18 protein-coding genes and 2 tRNA genes are annotated in these 16,877 nt (G+C 53.0%); 3 read left to right on the top strand and 17 right to left on the bottom strand.

Annotated features, from left to right (window positions below):
• Position 1: 1 nt before the first annotated feature.
• The 5 genes from D570_RS0101150 to leuC form a co-directional block, all read right to left on the bottom strand.
• On the bottom strand, positions 2-970 hold the full coding sequence (locus D570_RS0101150; protein WP_018142570.1) for a lysophospholipid acyltransferase family protein: 969 nt from the start codon (positions 968-970) through the stop codon (positions 2-4).
• A 95-nt stretch (positions 971-1,065) separates the two neighbouring features.
• The gene (murA, locus tag D570_RS0101145) at positions 1,066-2,388 is read right to left on the bottom strand and encodes a UDP-N-acetylglucosamine 1-carboxyvinyltransferase (protein WP_018142569.1); all 1,323 of its coding nucleotides are present in this window, start codon (positions 2,386-2,388) and stop codon (positions 1,066-1,068) included.
• Positions 2,389-2,575: 187 nt separating this feature from the next.
• Positions 2,576-3,706: a tRNA-dihydrouridine synthase gene (locus D570_RS0101140; RefSeq protein WP_018142568.1), complete on the bottom strand. Its 1,131-nt coding sequence runs from the start codon at positions 3,704-3,706 to the stop codon at positions 2,576-2,578.
• Positions 3,707-3,892: 186 nt separating this feature from the next.
• On the bottom strand, positions 3,893-4,573 hold the full coding sequence (gene leuD / locus D570_RS0101135; RefSeq protein ID WP_018142567.1) for a 3-isopropylmalate dehydratase small subunit: 681 nt from the start codon (positions 4,571-4,573) through the stop codon (positions 3,893-3,895).
• Positions 4,574-4,589: 16 nt separating this feature from the next.
• Positions 4,590-6,020, bottom strand: a complete 1,431-nt coding sequence (leuC, locus tag D570_RS0101130; protein ID WP_026181750.1) for a 3-isopropylmalate dehydratase large subunit — start codon at positions 6,018-6,020, stop codon at positions 4,590-4,592.
• A gap of 71 nt (positions 6,021-6,091) precedes the next feature.
• Between leuC and D570_RS0101125 the strand changes: the two genes are divergently transcribed.
• Positions 6,092-6,868, top strand: a complete 777-nt coding sequence (locus D570_RS0101125; RefSeq protein WP_018142565.1) for an IclR family transcriptional regulator — start codon at positions 6,092-6,094, stop codon at positions 6,866-6,868.
• A gap of 137 nt (positions 6,869-7,005) precedes the next feature.
• On the opposite strand, the gene D570_RS0101120 is transcribed toward D570_RS0101125, so the two are convergent.
• The 4 genes from D570_RS0101120 to gltX form a co-directional block, all read right to left on the bottom strand.
• Positions 7,006-8,442 carry a metallophosphoesterase gene (locus D570_RS0101120; protein WP_245531836.1) on the bottom strand — a complete coding sequence of 479 codons (1,437 nt, stop codon included), beginning with the start codon at positions 8,440-8,442 and terminating at the stop codon, positions 7,006-7,008.
• Between the two features lie 119 nt (positions 8,443-8,561).
• Positions 8,562-8,633 (bottom strand) — tRNA-Gln (locus D570_RS0101115).
• Between the two features lie 47 nt (positions 8,634-8,680).
• Positions 8,681-8,753, bottom strand: a tRNA-Glu gene (locus D570_RS0101110).
• A 74-nt stretch (positions 8,754-8,827) separates the two neighbouring features.
• On the bottom strand, positions 8,828-10,387 hold the full coding sequence (gene gltX, locus D570_RS0101105) for a glutamate--tRNA ligase (RefSeq protein WP_018142563.1): 1,560 nt from the start codon (positions 10,385-10,387) through the stop codon (positions 8,828-8,830).
• 26 nt (positions 10,388-10,413) lie between these two features.
• Between gltX and D570_RS0101100 the strand changes: the two genes are divergently transcribed.
• Positions 10,414-11,256: an ABC transporter permease gene (locus tag D570_RS0101100; protein WP_018142562.1), complete on the top strand. Its 843-nt coding sequence runs from the start codon at positions 10,414-10,416 to the stop codon at positions 11,254-11,256.
• Between the two features lie 115 nt (positions 11,257-11,371).
• Positions 11,372-12,199, top strand: coding sequence for a DUF805 domain-containing protein (locus tag D570_RS08965; RefSeq protein WP_018142560.1), 828 nt, complete (start codon positions 11,372-11,374; stop codon positions 12,197-12,199).
• A 94-nt stretch (positions 12,200-12,293) separates the two neighbouring features.
• On the opposite strand, the gene D570_RS0101085 is transcribed toward D570_RS08965, so the two are convergent.
• From D570_RS0101085 to rpsF, 8 genes are all read right to left on the bottom strand, one after another.
• Entirely contained in the window at positions 12,294-13,154 is an 861-nt protein-coding gene (locus D570_RS0101085; protein ID WP_018142559.1) for a hypothetical protein, read from the bottom strand.
• A 45-nt stretch (positions 13,155-13,199) separates the two neighbouring features.
• Positions 13,200-13,916: a histidine phosphatase family protein gene (locus D570_RS0101080; protein WP_018142558.1), complete on the bottom strand. Its 717-nt coding sequence runs from the start codon at positions 13,914-13,916 to the stop codon at positions 13,200-13,202.
• A gap of 41 nt (positions 13,917-13,957) precedes the next feature.
• Positions 13,958-14,308: a phenylpyruvate tautomerase MIF-related protein gene (locus tag D570_RS0101075; RefSeq protein WP_018142557.1), complete on the bottom strand. Its 351-nt coding sequence runs from the start codon at positions 14,306-14,308 to the stop codon at positions 13,958-13,960.
• A gap of 37 nt (positions 14,309-14,345) precedes the next feature.
• Entirely contained in the window at positions 14,346-14,837 is a 492-nt protein-coding gene (locus tag D570_RS0101070; RefSeq protein ID WP_018142556.1) for a GtrA family protein, read from the bottom strand.
• A 214-nt stretch (positions 14,838-15,051) separates the two neighbouring features.
• Positions 15,052-15,504 carry a 50S ribosomal protein L9 gene (gene rplI / locus D570_RS0101065; RefSeq protein ID WP_018142555.1) on the bottom strand — a complete coding sequence of 151 codons (453 nt, stop codon included), beginning with the start codon at positions 15,502-15,504 and terminating at the stop codon, positions 15,052-15,054.
• Between the two features lie 18 nt (positions 15,505-15,522).
• Positions 15,523-15,771, bottom strand: coding sequence for a 30S ribosomal protein S18 (gene rpsR, locus D570_RS0101060; protein ID WP_018142554.1), 249 nt, complete (start codon positions 15,769-15,771; stop codon positions 15,523-15,525).
• Between the two features lie 40 nt (positions 15,772-15,811).
• The gene (locus D570_RS0101055; RefSeq protein ID WP_018142553.1) at positions 15,812-16,444 is read right to left on the bottom strand and encodes a single-stranded DNA-binding protein; all 633 of its coding nucleotides are present in this window, start codon (positions 16,442-16,444) and stop codon (positions 15,812-15,814) included.
• A gap of 90 nt (positions 16,445-16,534) precedes the next feature.
• Entirely contained in the window at positions 16,535-16,831 is a 297-nt protein-coding gene (gene rpsF / locus D570_RS0101050; protein WP_018142552.1) for a 30S ribosomal protein S6, read from the bottom strand.
• Between the last annotated feature and the right edge of the window lie 46 nt (positions 16,832-16,877).

The raw sequence follows: 16,877 nt of genomic DNA, 5'->3' as shown, positions 1-16,877 counted from the left end.
TTTATTGCTGTGTTGTGCTTGATGCGTCTGTGTTTTTCTCAGTTTGTGAAGTCTTGTTGATCTGGTTTGGTCGTGCAGGGCGTGGCTTTCTACTCATGCTTCTGAAGTCCCATCGGCCTTGCTTCGGCATTTTTTCGCCGCGAATTTCTTCCATGAGCACTTCCATACGGCTGACCACACGCTCGGTAAGCTCTGCTATGGCTTCCTTCGGTGCGCCAAATTCTCCCCAATTTTCAAAGCCTTTGAGCAAATCCGCGTAGTCCAGCTGCTTATCGTATGCCATGACGACGTTTTTGCGTGGCCAAGGGAAAAAATGATTGATGCTGGCTGCACCCCACGTAGCTGACACGAAGAGCGGCACTTGTTTGCCTAAACGGCGTGAGGTTTCTAGTGCAATGATGGCCATGCCCTCTTTGAGGCTCATCGGCCATTTTTGAGGATCTCTGGTCAGGGTGCCTTCTGGCCAAATGGTCAGTGGGCGGTGATCTTCTGTGAGGATGCGCACGGATTCGTGCACGATGGCGTCTGCTTTACCGCTGCGACGCGGTACCGGCTGCATGCCAACGGCTTTAAACCAATTTCCCAGGATTGGTACGCGTGCCAATTCTGCCTTGGCCATATAGCGTGGTCGGCGTCCCTGGTGGAAGAGCCCACACATGGGTACGAAGACGTCGAATTGCGTGATATGTGTGGCGGCGGTGATGAACACGCCTTCTTCTGGTACGTTTTCCAGTCCCCACGCATAGGCCTTCATACGGGTGCGTGCCACCCAAGAAATCATATCTAGCAATCGCTTGGTTTTCTTAGGATTCTGGGCAGAGATTTCCGCCTCATTATTGACGCGAGGCACACCCGTTGGCAAGTATTCTAAAGGATCACTGAGATGATGCTTTTGCGCCAATCGACGCACCTGTGCAGTACTCAGTGGTGGTACAGATTTTCCTGGACTTGGTTTTCCGCGAGATACCATAGGCTCTATTCTATACATCCGTTCAACATACGACCACACGCAAAGCAAAACGTCCAGCCTTTACACTGTGGTAAGGCTGGACGTTTTCGTATGTTTTAGTCGAAATCAGCACCCAAGGCTGTCAACTTGCCGCGGAAATCCGCATATCCGCGGTCGATCAGGGAAATGCCGCGCACATTGGACTCGCCCTTTGCGGTCAGGGCTGCAATCAAGTGCGAGAAGCCGCCACGCAAATCCGGTACATCGATATCGCGACCTTCCAATGGCGTTTGACCGAAAATAACGGCGGAATGCTCGAAATTATGCTGCTCGAAACGGCATGGGAGCGAACCCAAGCACTCGCGATAGAGCTGAACGGTAGCACCCATCTTCACCAATGGTTCGGTAAAGCCGAAGCGATTCTCATACACGGTTTCGTGCACGATAGACAGGCCCTTCGCCTGAGTGAGCGCCACCACTAATGGCTGCTGCCAGTCCGTCATAAATCCTGGATGAACATCGGTTTCGATGGCCACTGGCTTCAAATCTCCACCTGGATGCCAGAAGCGGATGCCCTCGTCCGTGACGTCAAATTCGCCGCCAATCTTGCGATATACATTCAGGAAGGTCATCATTTCAGGCTGGGTAGCGCCCTTGACGAAGATGTCGCCGCGCGTGGCCAATGCCGCCGCTGCCCACGAAGCAGCCTCGATGCGGTCAGTCAACGCAGTATGCGTGTATCCCTTGAGCTCTTTGACGCCTTCAATGCGGATGGTACGGTCCACATCCACGGAAATAATGGCACCCATCTTCTGCAAAATGGCGATGAGATCCATAATTTCTGGTTCGATAGCCGCGCCGGAAAGCTCTGTTTTGCCCTCGGCTAGCACAGCAGCGAGCAAGGTCTGCTCGGTTGCACCTACGGATGGGTAAGGAAGATGAATTTTCGCGCCACGCAGTCCATTAGGTGCGGTGATATGAATGCCATCCTCATGCTCTTTATCCACTACCGCACCCAGCTTGCGCAGGGTGTCCAGATGGAAGTCGATAGGCCTGTCGCCAATACGGCACCCGCCCAAAGTCGGGATGAAGGCCTCGCCCAAACGGTGCAAAAGTGGACCAGAAAAGAGGATAGGAATGCGTGAAGAACCGGATAATGTTTCCACATCCGCTACGGCTGGCATTTCTACGTGACTTGCATCGATGGTTACCACACCGGTAGCTCCGTTGACATCGGTATGAACGCCATGCAAGCGTAATAAGTCTGAAACCACTTGAACATCGCGGATTTCTGGCACATTCTTCAGCACGGAAGTGCCTGGAGCCAGCAATGCTGCGACCATAGCCTTGGAAACAAGATTCTTCGCGCCGCGCACTTTAATTTCGCCGCCCAGTGGCTTGCCGCCCACTACGTGCAAAACATCATCTTCGCGTGTCATGTTCATGCTTTCTCTTGGAATTTTTCCTGATAATTCTTTTATACTAGTGTGTCATAAAGATTGTGCTTGTGCTGTGAATACAAGCTGTGAGCATAGTTGCCCGGCGTATGCCCACGTATGAGTCCGTACGTATTTTCAGATAATTGCTGAAAATTGCGAATTCTTTCGATCACGGGGTTTTTACGCCTTAGTTGCGAAATTCGTAGGCGCGAATTTCCTCCCCTAAATGCGCGTTCCACATGGCGCCGGTGGCACTCATCACAGCGCGCGCACCGAGCTGGCGGTATTGCGCATAATCCTCTGCGGACATTACACCACCCACGGCGACGACTGCGCACTGAGATGTATCGATGCCGAACTGCTCTTGGACGCGCATCATACGTGCCACCATATCGAGACCCGATTTTTTAATAGCCGCACCGCATACGCCCGAGGTTTCACGGCCTTCGCCCGGTAGCGCTTGCTGTCCCTGCTTATCCACGAGTTTCGCCGAAATGGTGTTAATCGTGGCAAAACCTTGAACCGTGTGGCGTGCCGCCGTGTGACGGATCATAGTGGCCGCGCTGGCATCGTCAGGCATGTAGGCGAGCTTGATGATAAGAGGAATATCGCCAATTTCGTTCTTCACAGCCTCGGTGATGCGTCCCACGAGTTCTGGATTGTGGCACAGCAGGCGACCCTTGCCTTCGTTTGGGCAGCTCGTATTCATTTCTATAACTTGTGCGCCCGTTTCACGCACCAAACGCGCCGTGGTGACGTGGTCTTGAATGTACTGCTCTTCAGTCATATCTGCTGTGCGTGAGCCTTGGAAGCTGGCGAGAAGCAGCTGCCCAGAGCCTGCATTGTCGATAGCTTTTTTCATATCCGGCTGCCATACGTCCGGGTCTTGGCTCGGCACACCGAAAGAATTGGAAATAGAAATCTTACGGGGTTCTGCAAAATTCGTATCCGCCAGCAAACCCTGGATGGCTTCGTCCGAGTCTGCGCTTAAGGAGCCGTCCGCCGATACGGGGTGCACGGACAGCACATTCGGGAATGGATTGCATCCCCAGGCGCGAGAGCGCACGGTTTTATAGGTAGCGATATCAAATCCTGCACGAAAAGCCGCGGTGGTAAAGTGCTCGTTGAGCAGTGGACCGGCTGGGATGCCAAACGGTGTGTTGACTTTCTGCCCGAAGAACTCGAAGCGCGGCGTTTCCGGCAGTGGTGTTGTGCCGGTCTGCGCGCCGAGCGCGTCCGCTGTAAAATCGCCAAAAGGTCCGCGTGCGTAATTGTCCTCATACGTTAAGGAAACATCGTAAAAAGGCGTGCTGCTCATGCGTACTCCATCTCAATTTGCAAGCTCAACTATGCCAGCTCGGACATACTTGCCTTTAGTTTAATAGCAGAGCACTATTTTCCATTGTTGGGTTGCACCATTCCACTTTACGTGCATAAAAAAGGTTGCGCTCACTTGTGGCGAGCACAACCTGGTTCCTGCTTGTGGCAAGTCTTGTATTTGCGGCTACTGTCTATCCGACAACGGCCCGTCCCATGGCACGGTCACTTCTGGAGCCGAAGACACGGGCTCAGACGGCGTCGTCAAGGCCGGAATAGTCTTTGGTTTGAACGGGAATTTTTCCGCACGCATTTTTTCGTAAGCCTCGATATCCTCTTCATGCTGAAGCGTCAGATCGATGTCATCGTAGCCATTCATAAGTCTCCAGCGCACGTAATCATCGACCTCAAACGGCAAAGTGACGTCTGCGCAAGTGACGGTTCGATTTTCCAGATTCACCGTAATGGAGGTGCCTGGTTCTTCTTCCAGGAGTTTCCAGAGCAATTCGATGGATTCCATCGGCATGAGCGCCGCTAGCACACCGTTTTTTGCTGTGTTGCCATAGAAAATATCCGCAAAACGAGGGGCGATAACTACGCGGAAGCCATAATCATGCAAAGCCCACACGGCATGCTCGCGCGAGGAGCCGATACCAAAATCTGGTCCGACGACCAGCACGGAACCGTTCTTATACGCGTCCTGATTGAGCACAAACTTTGGATCCCTGCGCCATGCATAAAAGAGTGCATCTTCGAAGCCCGAACGCGTCACACGCTTGAGGAAGACGGCTGGGATAATCTGATCCGTATCCACGCTGGAGCGCCTGAGTGGCACGTCCGTTCCCGTAAAAATTGTAAGTTTTTCCATAAATCTCGACCTTCGCTTATCGACCTGCTACGGCGTGCAGTGGTTCTAAATCGCTCGGAGAGCTAATCGTTCCACGCACTGCGGTGGCTGCTGCTACCAGTGGGGATGCCAAGTGTGTGCGGCTTCCCTTGCCTTGGCGGCCTTCAAAATTGCGGTTGGAGGTGGATACGGCACGCTCGTGTGCCACCATTTGGTCTTGATTCATGCCCAAGCACATGGAGCAGCCCGCGTTGCGCCATTCTGCGCCAAAGTCGAGGAAGATTTTATCCAAGCCTTCCTTTTCGGCCTGCAGTCGCGCACGTGAGGAGGCGGGCACGACGAGGACACGGTGCAGGTTTTCTGCTTTGTGGCGGCCCTTCATAATGGCGGCGGCGGCGCGCAGGTCTTCGATGCGGCCATTGGTGCACGAGCCGATAAATACCGTATCTACCGCGATATCGCGCATCGGTGTGCCGGCTTTGAGTCCCATGTAGTCCAGTGCAGATTGGGCGGCAGCCTTGTCGGATGGGTCTGCGAAATCTTCTGGCGCAGGCACACGGTCATTGAGCGGAATGCCCTGGCCCGGGTTCGTACCCCACGTGACAAAGGGTGAGAGTTCGTCTGCGCGCAAGGTAATTTCCTTGTCAAATACGGCATCATCGTCGGTTACTAGTGACTTCCAGTATGCGACCGCCTTGTCCCACATTTCACCTTTCGGAGCATGCGGCTTGTCCTTGAGATACTCAAAGGTGGTTTCATCGGGCGCAATCATGCCGGCGCGCGCACCGCCTTCAATGGACATATTGCAAATGGTCATGCGCGCTTCCATAGACAGCTTGCGGATGGCTTCGCCGCGGTATTCGAACACATAGCCTTGTCCGCCACCAATGCCGATTTTGGCGATGATTGCCAAGATGATATCCTTCGATGTCACGTCCGGCGGCAGTTCGCCCTCAACGTTGATAGCCATGGTTTTAAACGGCTTGAGGCTTAAGGTTTGGGTGGCCATCACATGCTCCACCTCGGACGTACCAATGCCGAAAGCTAGCGCGCCGAAAGCTCCGTGTGTGGAGGTGTGCGAGTCGCCACAGACGATGGTCATGCCCGGCTGGGTAACGCCCAACTGTGGTCCCATGGCGTGGACGATGCCTTGATCGGCATCTCCCAGCGGATGAAGGCGTACGCCGAACTCTTTGCAGTTTGCCTCGAGGGTGGAAATCTGCTTGGCGCTGGTTTCATCCGGAGACACCTGATGAATGTTAAAAGTTGGTGTGTTGTGGTCTTCTGTGGCCAGGGTCAACTCAGTGTGACGCAGCTTGCGACCAGCCAATCGCAGTCCCTCAAAAGCCTGGGGACTGGTGACTTCATGCATCAGTTGTAAATCGATGTAGATGAGATCAGGGGCGCCATTTTCACCACGGCGGACCATATGATCTTCCCATACTTTTTCTGCCATTGTTTTACCCATGTTCCTATTGTCGCGACACGAACGAAGTGTCCGCGTTTGCATGTCACATATTGAGATGACATAATTCTGTTATGACAGAAGAGCAAATCAGTATCCACAATGCGACCCCTAACCGTAAAAAGCCGGAAATGGTGAAGTCCGGCGTAGGCGTGCTAGATAAAGCCGCCCTTATTTTGGACACCTTGGAGAAGGAACCCTGTTCCCTTGCCCAATTAGTGAACGAGACCGGCTTGGCACGTCCAACGACTCACCGTTTGGCTATTGCTTTGGAACGTCATCGTTTCATTTCTCGAGACCAGCAGGGGCGTTTTACGGTGGGCTCGCGTTTTGCAGAGCTTGCGTCTATTGCTGGTGAAGATCGTTTGCTTACTCAGGCAGAGCCTATTTTGCAGACTCTTCTTGAGCATACAGGCGAATCTGCGCAGATTTACCGCCGTCAGGGCGACCAGCGCGTGTGCATTGCGGCGGTTGAGCGCGCCAGTGGTTTGCACGATTCCATTCCTGTGGGCGCTATGCTGTCCATGGAAGCAGGCTCCGCGGCGCATATTCTTTTGGCGTGGGAAGATAGCGAACACTTACATCAGGGTTTGCGCCATGCGCAGTTTACGGCTCAAACCTTAAATACCGTGCGCCGTCGCGGCTGGAGCGAGTCTATTAACGAGCGCGAAAAGGGTGTGTGCTCCGTTTCCGCTCCTATTCGCAATGCATCCGGCCATGTGATTGCCGCTATTTCTATTTCCGGCCCGGTGGATCGCATGGGCATTTCTCCAGGTCGTCATTATGCGCCCCTCGTGATGAAGGCGGGCAAGTATTTAAGCGATGCTATGTCGCGCGCACAGGTTGCGTAAATTTTAGCGGCGCTTCGGACGGCGCTTCACATACTGTGCTGCTCATAAGGGTGGGGGAAGAACGTTATTGTGCGTTCTTCCCCCACCCGTGTTTTATCCGCGATGTATGTGTGCACCCCATGCACACACTTTTGCCGCTATTTTCTCTTTCTCCAGAAGGTAAACAGCGATACCATGCCCGCCAAAACAGCTGCTACACTGGCCAATACTTTCGGCTTGCGTAGCAAATTAATGGCTTCGCCTGTGTTGTTCGGGATGTATGTGCTGGCTAGCGCATAAGCCTTATTGCCCGAAGGTTTGCCCACCAGTTCACCAAATTCCAAAAGCTGCGTGCGCGGCTCGTACGGATGGCGGATATCGAATTCAAATAATCGCACGCCCCGCCTCTCGGGTGCAGGGCCGTAGGTGTTGAATCCTGCGGTCGGTGTGGAGGCCAGCACCATTCCCTCCACTACCCCAGCCAAGGCATTCCTGTGATCGTGCCCAGCTGCCAGTGCAAAATAATTATGATCTTGCAGGCATCGAAATTCGCCGCTGTCTTTGTCTGGACAACTAATGCCTTCCCCCAGATAACTTCCCGCGTAGGTTTTGGTTTCATCGAGTACGAAACTTTGATTTTCAAAGGAACGGTATCCTTGGATGGCGTTCACCGTCGTGGCGGGCACGGCCGTGAGTAGCTGATAGAACTTGTGCACAGGCATGTGTTGGAACGCCATGGCACGCACATTCATGTCACGCGCCGCGGTTTTCAAGAATTTCATCGCCACCACGCTCGGACTGGCGTATCCGCCTTCTGGGGCGTAATCTCCAGAATTCACAAGAGTCAGTCCGATGAGATTTTTTTCGTTGTATTGGTCGCGTACAGGCAAGGCGAAGGTGCCTGGCTCGCTGGATGCGTAGATTTTTTGATTGGCTAACAGCTCTACTGCCTGAGCGCTGGCGGCCGTTGGATTTGTGCAGCCAGGGAATTCGCGATACAGTTCCACCATCTCTTCAAGGCTTAAACCGCATTGAAAATCATGATTGCCGAACGTCACTGCAAACGGAATGGCTCTATCCACCAGCGGTTTCAAGAATTGGGCGAGACTTCCACGCACGAGTTGTTTTGTAGCTTCTTTATCTTCGGGAGATACTGTGGTGCGTTTGGGCGTCCAGCGGCGCTTGACGAAGGTGGATGTGTAGGCGCTATCATAGCCGGCAATCTGGTTGCCCGTGAAGATGACGATATCGGGGCGGGCAGCATCACAAGCGGCGGCGATTAGACGTACCGTATCTTTGGAGACCTTTGGCCCCGTTTGAATGTCGCTGACTTGCAGCACTCTGAATTTTCCGGAAGCATGGAATTGGAGCTGTCCCAAGCGTGCGGATACGGAGGTGGAGGATGCGCCGCGACTGCGTGCAGAGACATGCTCGGACGTGCGACTGCGCACCTGAGCTTCGTGGAGCGTTTTTCCTACGGCTTTTTCCATTTTGTGCATATCTTTGCGTGCTGTTTCGAGAGTGTCTTCGAGGGTGTTATGAAGGGATAGTTCACTGCTTTGTGTATCCGAGTGTTCGCTTGTGTGCTCAGTCATGGTTTAAGCATACGGCAGACAGATTACGAGTGTAAAAATCTTTACCGAAATAGTGCGCCTCATCACTAGCGGGCAAGCAAACAAAAAGCCCCTCGAAGAACTTCGAGAGGCTTAAAAAGCTGGGATACCTGGACTCGAACCAAGAACGGCTGAACCAGAATCAGCTGTGTTGCCAATTACACCATATCCCAATATGGCGTGTCTTTACGCGCGCATGCGCACTGTGAAAGGCACTTCGTACCCCCAATGGGATTTGAACCCATGTTACCGCCGTGAGAGGGCGACGTCCTAGACCGCTAGACGATGGGGGCATTCAATTATCCGCTACTCCTTCTTAGCCTCCACTAAATCAGGCCTTGTTAGAGCAACGGATAACTACGATACACTATGCGAGGTGCTTACGCAACTCGGCGAGTCGCGCTATGCTGAGATCTTTTCCAAGGATCTCCATGGACTCAAATAATGGCGGAGAAACGCGGCGTCCGGACACGGCAACGCGTACTGGACCGAAGGCGAGACGTGGTTTGATGCCCTTGTCTTCTACCAATGCCTTGGTGAGGGTTTCGTGTACATGTTCAGCCTTGAATTCTTCGGCTGGGATTTCTTGCATGGTTGCCGCAGCCAAGTCAAGCACCTCGGCTGCGGAATCCTTGAGCTGCTTGCGCGCATCGGCTTCCGGCTCGATGTATTCTTCAGTGGACAGCAAGCTTCCTACCATGCCGGAAACTTCACCCAGTAAGCGCACGCGTGGCTGAACGAGTTCGACGGATGCGTTCAAAATGCTGCGTTCGCGGTCGGTGAGCTCGTCCCACTGCTCGGCACTAACTGCTCCATCCTTGTAGAGATATGGGATGCTGCGGCGCAGGAAGTCATCTGGCTCGAGCATGCGGATATGCTCAGCGTTGATGGCGATGGCCTTGTCGAGGTCGAAGTGTGCTGGGTTTGCCTTCACATCGCGCACGTCGAAGTTTTCCACCATTTCATCCATGGTGAAGACGTCACGGTCGGCAGAAATGGACCAGCCCAAGCCTGCCAAATAGTTGAGCAGACCTTCGCGAATGAAGCCGTTTTCACGATGGAGGAACAAGTTGGACTCTGGGTCACGCTTGGACAGCTTCTTCTTGCCCTCGCCCATCACGTATGGCATATGGCCAAACAGCGGCACCTGCTGAGCAATGCCCAGTTCGATGAGGTAACGGTAGAGCACAATTTGGCGTGGTGTGGAGCTGAGCAGGTCTTCGCCGCGCAGTACCACGTTGATATCCATCATGGCATCGTCAACTGGATTGGTCAGCGTGTAGAGTGGGTCACCATTTGGACGCACGATGACGTAATCTGGGACGCTACCTGCTTTGAATTCGATAGTGCCACGGATTAAATCGTTAAAGCTGATGTTTTCATCCGGCATTTTGATGCGCAAGGCTGGCTTACGTCCTTCGGCGCGGAAGGCCGCCTTCTGCTCTTCGGTGAGGTTGCGATCGTATCCGTCGTAGCCGAATGCAGCTGGACGTCCAACTGCGCGGTTGCGCTCTTCGATTTCTTCGGAGGTGGAGAAGGATTCGTAAGCGTATCCTGCTTCGAGAAGTTTTGCTGCTACATCCTTGTAGATTGCGGTGCGTTCGCTTTGACGGTATGGGCCGTGTGGACCGCCGACATCGATGCCCTCATCCCAGTCCAAGCCCAGCCAACGCAGCGCTTCGAGGATCTGCTCGTAGGATTCTTGCGAATCGCGCTGAGCATCGGTATCCTCGATACGAAATACAAATGTGCCATGGGTGTGACGTGCTTCAGCCCAGTTAAATAATGCTGTACGCACCATGCCCACGTGTGGTGTGCCCGTTGGTGATGGGCAGAAACGCACGCGAACGTTTTCAGGCAATTCAGGCTTTGCATCTTTATCCTGAACTGCTGAAGAATTCAAATCAGTTACAGTGTCTTGTGTCATAGGGACTATTGTAGGTAGGAGGCTGTATGAACAAAACGCAGGGAGCCGTTTCTGGCTCGGATTTTGCGTCTTTTAATGCGCAGAAGAATTCATCTCGTCGTATGTTTGGAAAGATTTTTTCTCATCTTGCTCCCACCTGTGTTGTGGTGGTGCTGGTGGGTATTTTTTGGGAAATTTCTGCTCATGTGAATCCGGATGCCGCCAGGATTTTTGCTTCGCCTAGTCTGGTGTGGCAGGCCGTGGTGCTGAATTGGGATGTGCTTATTGCACAGCTTTCGGTAACGACGTATGAGGCATTGTGGGGCTTTGGCATTGCCATCGTCATCGGCATTATTATCGGCGTACTGCTGTATTTATCGCGCCTTGCCAATACGGCTTTTCTGCCCCTGCTGACGGCTGCTCAGACCTTGCCGCTGATAGCGATTACGCCGTTTTTCCTGTGGTGGTTTGGCTTTGATGAGGTGGGGAAAATTGTGCTGGTGGCACTATTTTCCGTCTTCCCTATTGCTATTCAGACTTCGCGCGGGCTGCGCGCGGTGCCGCGTTATTTTGCGGATGTGGCTCTGACTTGTGGTGCTACTGCGACATGGACCTTGTGGCATGTGCAGATTCGCGTGGCGGCACGTCAGATTTTTAGCGGCATTCGCATTGCGGGCACGTATATTTTTGCCACCGCTGCGACGGCGGAATATATGGGTAGTCGCAGAGGCATTGGTATTTTCTTGCAGTCTGCGTACAACACCTTCCAGGCGCCTTTAGTGTGGGCAGCGACTTTGTCTATCGTGGTGATGACGGGCATTGTTATGCTCGTTATTGTGGGCGTTGAGCGTGTACTGTTGGGCGATCCTGCAGAAGATAGCATTGATTAATGCAGGTTTCTATCTGCGAGGAGTATATTTACAAGAAGAACGACCGCTCGAATGCGGAGCCAATGCGGCAGAGCATCTTACAGCGCAGTCGCTACAAAACAGTCAAGGAGGCGTGATGGTAACGGTGATGTATGCTCCATGGATGGGTGAGCCTCCGCTGGATCAGCCGTTTTACGGCGCGAGTCCCGTTCAGGCTGTGGTGCGATTCTTTAAAAAGTATGCGAAATTCTCGGGTCGCGCTTCGCGCAGTGAGTTTTGGTGGCCTCAGGTTTTTATTTGGGCGATACTGATATGCTTGAACGTCATCGGTTATCTGTTTGCGGTGTCGGATACCACGAGCACTCTCGTGTCCCTCGTACATCTGGTGTGCTTTGTGCCGTGGCTTTCTGCGGCGTGCCGTCGCATGCATGATGTGAATTTGTCGGGCAAGTGGCTGTGGTTGCTGCTGCTGGGCAGTGGTATTGCGGTGATTGCGGCGTTGGTTTTTGCGGGAATTGGCTTAGTCGTTGGGATGCAAGACATCTTCGTGCAGGGTGAGCAGAATTTTGATATGTCCCAATTTTCTGGATCGTCATCCTTTGCCGCATCAACGCTTGTGTTGTGGCTTTTTGCTGTGCTTCTTATCGGGTTTTCGATTTTCAGCGTTACGGCATTCTTCTACTTTATGACGAAAGAGAGCGTGGATGCTGGCGTGCGCTTTGACGCTATGCAAGTGCGTTATGCAGTCATCCCTGGCGCCGGCTTACCGAACCCTGCCATGTCTACTCCGGCGATGCACATGCCGGTTTACCAACAGCCGTATTTTTCCCCTCAAGCGGTCACGCCTACACAGTCAGTGCAACCTGCTTACCCTATGCAGTATCCGCCGTACCAGCAGTATCCTGCTGACCCGACTCCTCATTCGTACAACGCAAATCCCTATGCGCCCTACCGACAGCAGTAATACGCGTTCTCGATAAACATAGTTCAGGGGTGAGCACACAGCATGCTCACCCCTGAATTGTTTAGATGAATTGTTGCACCTGGATAGCTTCGCGCTATAGTTCGACTTCTTCTTTGTGTGGGTCGTCCTGAATGTGCGCAAACTTGGCGGCTAAGGCTGCCTTGCTCTTACGCTCGTCTTCGGCCTTGGCTTGGCGCTTGGCTTCGTCTTTATCCCATAGGATTTCATCGTGGCGATAATTCCAATGTTGCGAGGCCGTGGCGATAAGCGATTCTAGAGCTGCATCATCGACTTGCGCATCGTAGACGGCAGTAAGCTGCTCGGCGGAGACGAAGATGCGTGGTGTGTCCACGTAGTCGAGGTATTCGTTGGCGATGAGCACCATGAGGGAGGCTGCGCTGATGGGGTCTTCGGATTGTTGGGCGATGTCCGTGGCGAGTTCGTAGCCGAGCGTAAATGCGCGGGCGACGTTTTCCACATCGTCTTCGTTGTCACCTTCGGCTTCGGCATCGTCTGCTGCATCGAGGTAGGTGTCGATGATGTCGTCGGCGTTGTCTATGTCTGCGGAAATAGCTCCTCCGGCCGCCACACAGGCGGCGGTTTGTGCCACGTTGACGGCACTGAAGTCGTCTTGAAGCTCGTGTGCTTGTTCGTAGGCGTCATTTGCTGCGAGAAGCGCGTCTACGAGGGTTTGATCGCGTCCTGGGATGTCTTCTGCGCCTTCAAATACGTATTCGGCGTCGGCAATGGTGAGGTCTTGTTCTTCCGGTGTGCCGAGGCCGAGGATGAGTTTTGCTATTTCGAAGGTTTGGCGCACTTGTAGGTTGTCGCCAAAGTGGACGTCGTTATCGAGTTGTTGAGCGTCGGTGAGCGGCCAGAGGCTTTCGAGATTTTCTGCGGCTTCCTGTGCCGCATCCAGTACATCGTGTGACAGGTTGTGTGTGAAATTTTTCATTGTTCTCCTCGTCGAGCTGAACGAAATCGTTCACGTTCTTTCATTTTATCGCACATCCGCAGCGGGGTCGGCGTACTCGATGCTGACGAGCTTATGGGTGCCTACTTCGATGGTGAAGGACGTCACAGAGGCCAAGGCGGTGTGGCGCAGGGTCATGAGATGCTCTGCATGGCCTGTTTCCAGTCGATGTCTAAAGGACCAAATTGGCGATTCGTGGGAGACAGCGATGACGTGTTGGCCGGGAAATTCATCGACTTTTTCGAAGACGAAATCTTGGACGCGGTCTGCCAGTTCTTGGTAGGATTCTCCCCAGCTTGGTCGCCAGATATTGGTGAGCAGTTTCCAGTTTCCGTTTTTCCAGAGAGCCCCCTCGCCGTATCCGACGCGTTTTCCTCGAAACTCGTTGCTGGCTTCGATGATGCGTGCGTCTGTGGTCACGATGTCGGAGAGCTTGGTGTGTTTGCCCAGTAAGCCGAGTTCTTTGACGATGGCCGTGACTGTGTCGATGGTACGGTCCAGTGGGGAGGAAAAGATGACGGGCGTGTTTTTTGCCCAGTCTTGGCGTGCGAGGTACTGGCCGGTGACGTGTGCCATGCGTTCGCCGCGTTCGGAGAGGTGGAAGCCCGGGATGCGTTCATAGATTACGCGTTCTGGGTTGTGCACTTCGCCGTGACGCACGAGGTGCACGGTGGTGTACTGTGCTTGTGGTGTCGCATTATCGACTTTCCACACGTTGTCGGCGGTATTTTCTACGTTTTCCATGCGCGTCCTCCCCATCGAGCTTAACTTACAGAGCTAAGGTTTTAGAAGTTGGATCCGTTCCAACCCCAGTCTTCGGTCATGGTATAGCGGATATACACGCGGTTTTGCGGGATACCCAGTACGGATTCCAGTGCCGGCATGATCTGTGCGCTTAAGCTTTCCCATGCTGCGCGTGGTGCTGCAGCGTGCCCGAAGGCGTTGACTTCGACGTATGCAGCAGGCTGGGAGTCATCACCGCCGAAATAGATAGGCATATTGTCTTCGAAGGGGCACATGAGCCAGCCTTCGGATTTGCCTGGCAGTGCGGTGATGGCCTTGCCATAGGCTGTTTTTAAGGCTTCGCGCTGCTCAGGTGTGGTGTGTACGCTGACGTGTGTGTGAATAACTGGCACGGTAATCCTCCTTGTATACCTGTTTGCTAGTTCTATTCTACTTTCCTATGCGTAACGACCAGGCGCCGAGTTTGTGAGAGAAGGAATTAGGGTCAATCTGTCCGTCCTTTGGCGCGTCGAGGAGCCATTTACGGATGACGAAGTTCCAAACGGCGACCACGATGGTGGCGACGATTTTTCCTCCGTTGGCATACAGGGCGTAGGTGGTGTCACCTGGTTGTGCTCCGGCTGGCAGGATTGGGTTTGTGGAAATCCACAGGATCAGGATATTAATGAGCAATCCGATGACGGAGGATACGATGAAGATGAGCATTTCCATCCAGCGTGCCATGTCTTCGCGGTGGACGAAGACGTATTTCATGCTGGCCACGTAATTAAAGATCAAAGACAGAGCGAATGAAATGGTGCCTGCTACGGTGGCGTTCATGTGGAAGAGGGCCACGAGGAGGTTGAGGATACTAAAGTCTAATACGGCTGCGATGACGCCGACGATACCGAATTTTGCGATTTGTGCGATAAGATTCTTCATTCTGCTTATTTAACTCTTTCCCGTGTGGGTTTGCTTTTTTCCTCAGTATTCCTGCACAAGAATTCTTCAGAATTTTCAGCGTGTTTTCAGTGTGTGCGCAAAGAAAAACCGGCTACTTCTTTCTACGTGTTCTACACGTGGTGAAGAAATAGCCGGTTTTGTCAAAATTATCAAGATTATCTTGATGTGTTCTGCATGTGCAGAAGGTGCAAGACTACTCTGCTACAACCTTGACGGTGAACTGTGCGGAGATTTCTGGATGCAACTGTACGGTTGCGGCGAAATCGCCTGTAGTCTTGATGTTTGCTACGGTAATAGCCTTTGCAGATACTGCAGTGCCCTGTGCCTTGAGTGCTGCTGCAACTTCTGGAGCTGCGATAGCACCGAAGAGCTTGCCGGATTCGGAAACCTTTGCAGAAATTTCTACGGTGGTTCCGTCGATGGCTGCCTTAGCGGCCACGGCATCCTCGCGGGAAGCAAGAGCCTGTGCACGGCGAGCACGCTTCATCTGCTCGATCTGTGCTGCTGCACCCTTGGTCCATGCGAATGCGACGCCCTGTGGGATGAGGAAGTTGCGTGCGTAACCTGCAGAAACTTCTACTACGTCACCGGACTGTCCCAAACCGTTTACGGAGTCGAGAAGAATAACCTTAGTGTTCTTTGCCATGGTAATTTCCTCTTTCCTTTAGCGACCGTTGGTTGCGTAAGGAAGCAAAGCCATTTCGCGTGCGTTCTTGATAGCGCGTGCGATCTTACGCTGTTCCTGTACGGTAACACCGGTAATACGACGGGAACGAATCTTGCCGCGGTCAGAGATGAACTTGCGCAGCAATGCAACGTCCTTGTAATCAATTTCGGTAATCTTTGCAGCCTTCAATGGGTTTGGCTTTTTCTTGAAAGGCTTTACTGGTGGCTGAGGCCTTTTGCGTGACATGTCACACTCCTTTAAAAATTAACTTTAGATTTTACGCAGGTTAGAATGGAATTTCTTCGGAACCGAAATCAGCGGATCCGCCAAAGCTGGCGTTGCTGCCGAATGAGGATGAACCGTCATCGGAGGCGCTCCATGGATCGGTGGATGGTGCGGAGGTTGCACTCTGCTGTGCAGATGCGCCGGCACCGTTGGAGTAGTTTGGAGCTGAGGCTCCGCCCTGGAATCCGCCATTATTAAACTGTGCGTTTCCTGCGTTGTATCCGCCGTTGTTACCGGAGAAGTTTCCCCCGTTAGGGTTGGAAATGCGGTTGACGGATGCAGTGGCACGCAGTAAGGATGGTCCCACTTCGGTGACGCGTAATTCGACGACGGTGCGCGATTCGCCAGACTGGGTCTGGTAGGAGCGCTGGGTCAAATTACCTTGTGCGATAACGCGCATGCCCTTGGTGAGGGACTGTGCGATATTGCTGGCCATGGTGGTGTACTGGGAATCCCAGCATGAGCAACGCATGAAAAGCGTTTCGCCATCTTCGAATTGACCGGAATTGCGGTTGTAAGTACGAGGAGTGGAAGCAATGGTGAAGTTCACTACCTTGCCGCCGTTTCCTGTGGTGCGCAATTCTGGGTCTGCAGTGAGATTTCCCACTACGGTGATGAGCGTTTCTCCAGCCATGATGTACTCCGTTATCCGATAGTAAAATCTAAAGTTTTACGTTTACTTTTGTGTAATTGATGCGTTGAAGAATGCTTCAGCGCGAGCGAATTACTCAGCGTCGGTACGAAGAATCTTCGTGCGAACGATGGATTCGTTAAGATTCAGCAAACGATCAAGTTCGTCGCTTGTTGCAGGTTCAGCGGTGTAGTTCACTACAGCGTAGTTACCTTCGGTCTTACCTTCGATTTCGTAAGCCAACTTGCGACGGCCCCATACGTCGATATTGTCAACGGTGCCCTTTTCGTTGGTGACAGTTTCCAGATAGGTGTCGACCAACTTCTTCACTGCGCGTTCGTCCATTTCTGGATCAGCAATGAGCATGAGTTCATACTTATGAGCAGACATCACCCACCTCCTTCGGACTAATCGGCCACAGACCTTCTGTGACAGG

It is taken from the genome of Alloscardovia criceti DSM 17774, from assembly GCF_000376885.1.
Lineage (GTDB): Bacteria > Actinomycetota > Actinomycetes > Actinomycetales > Bifidobacteriaceae > Alloscardovia > Alloscardovia criceti.
The sequence above is the reverse complement of the archived record's forward strand: the minus strand, read 5'-3'. Positions and strand labels throughout refer to the sequence as shown.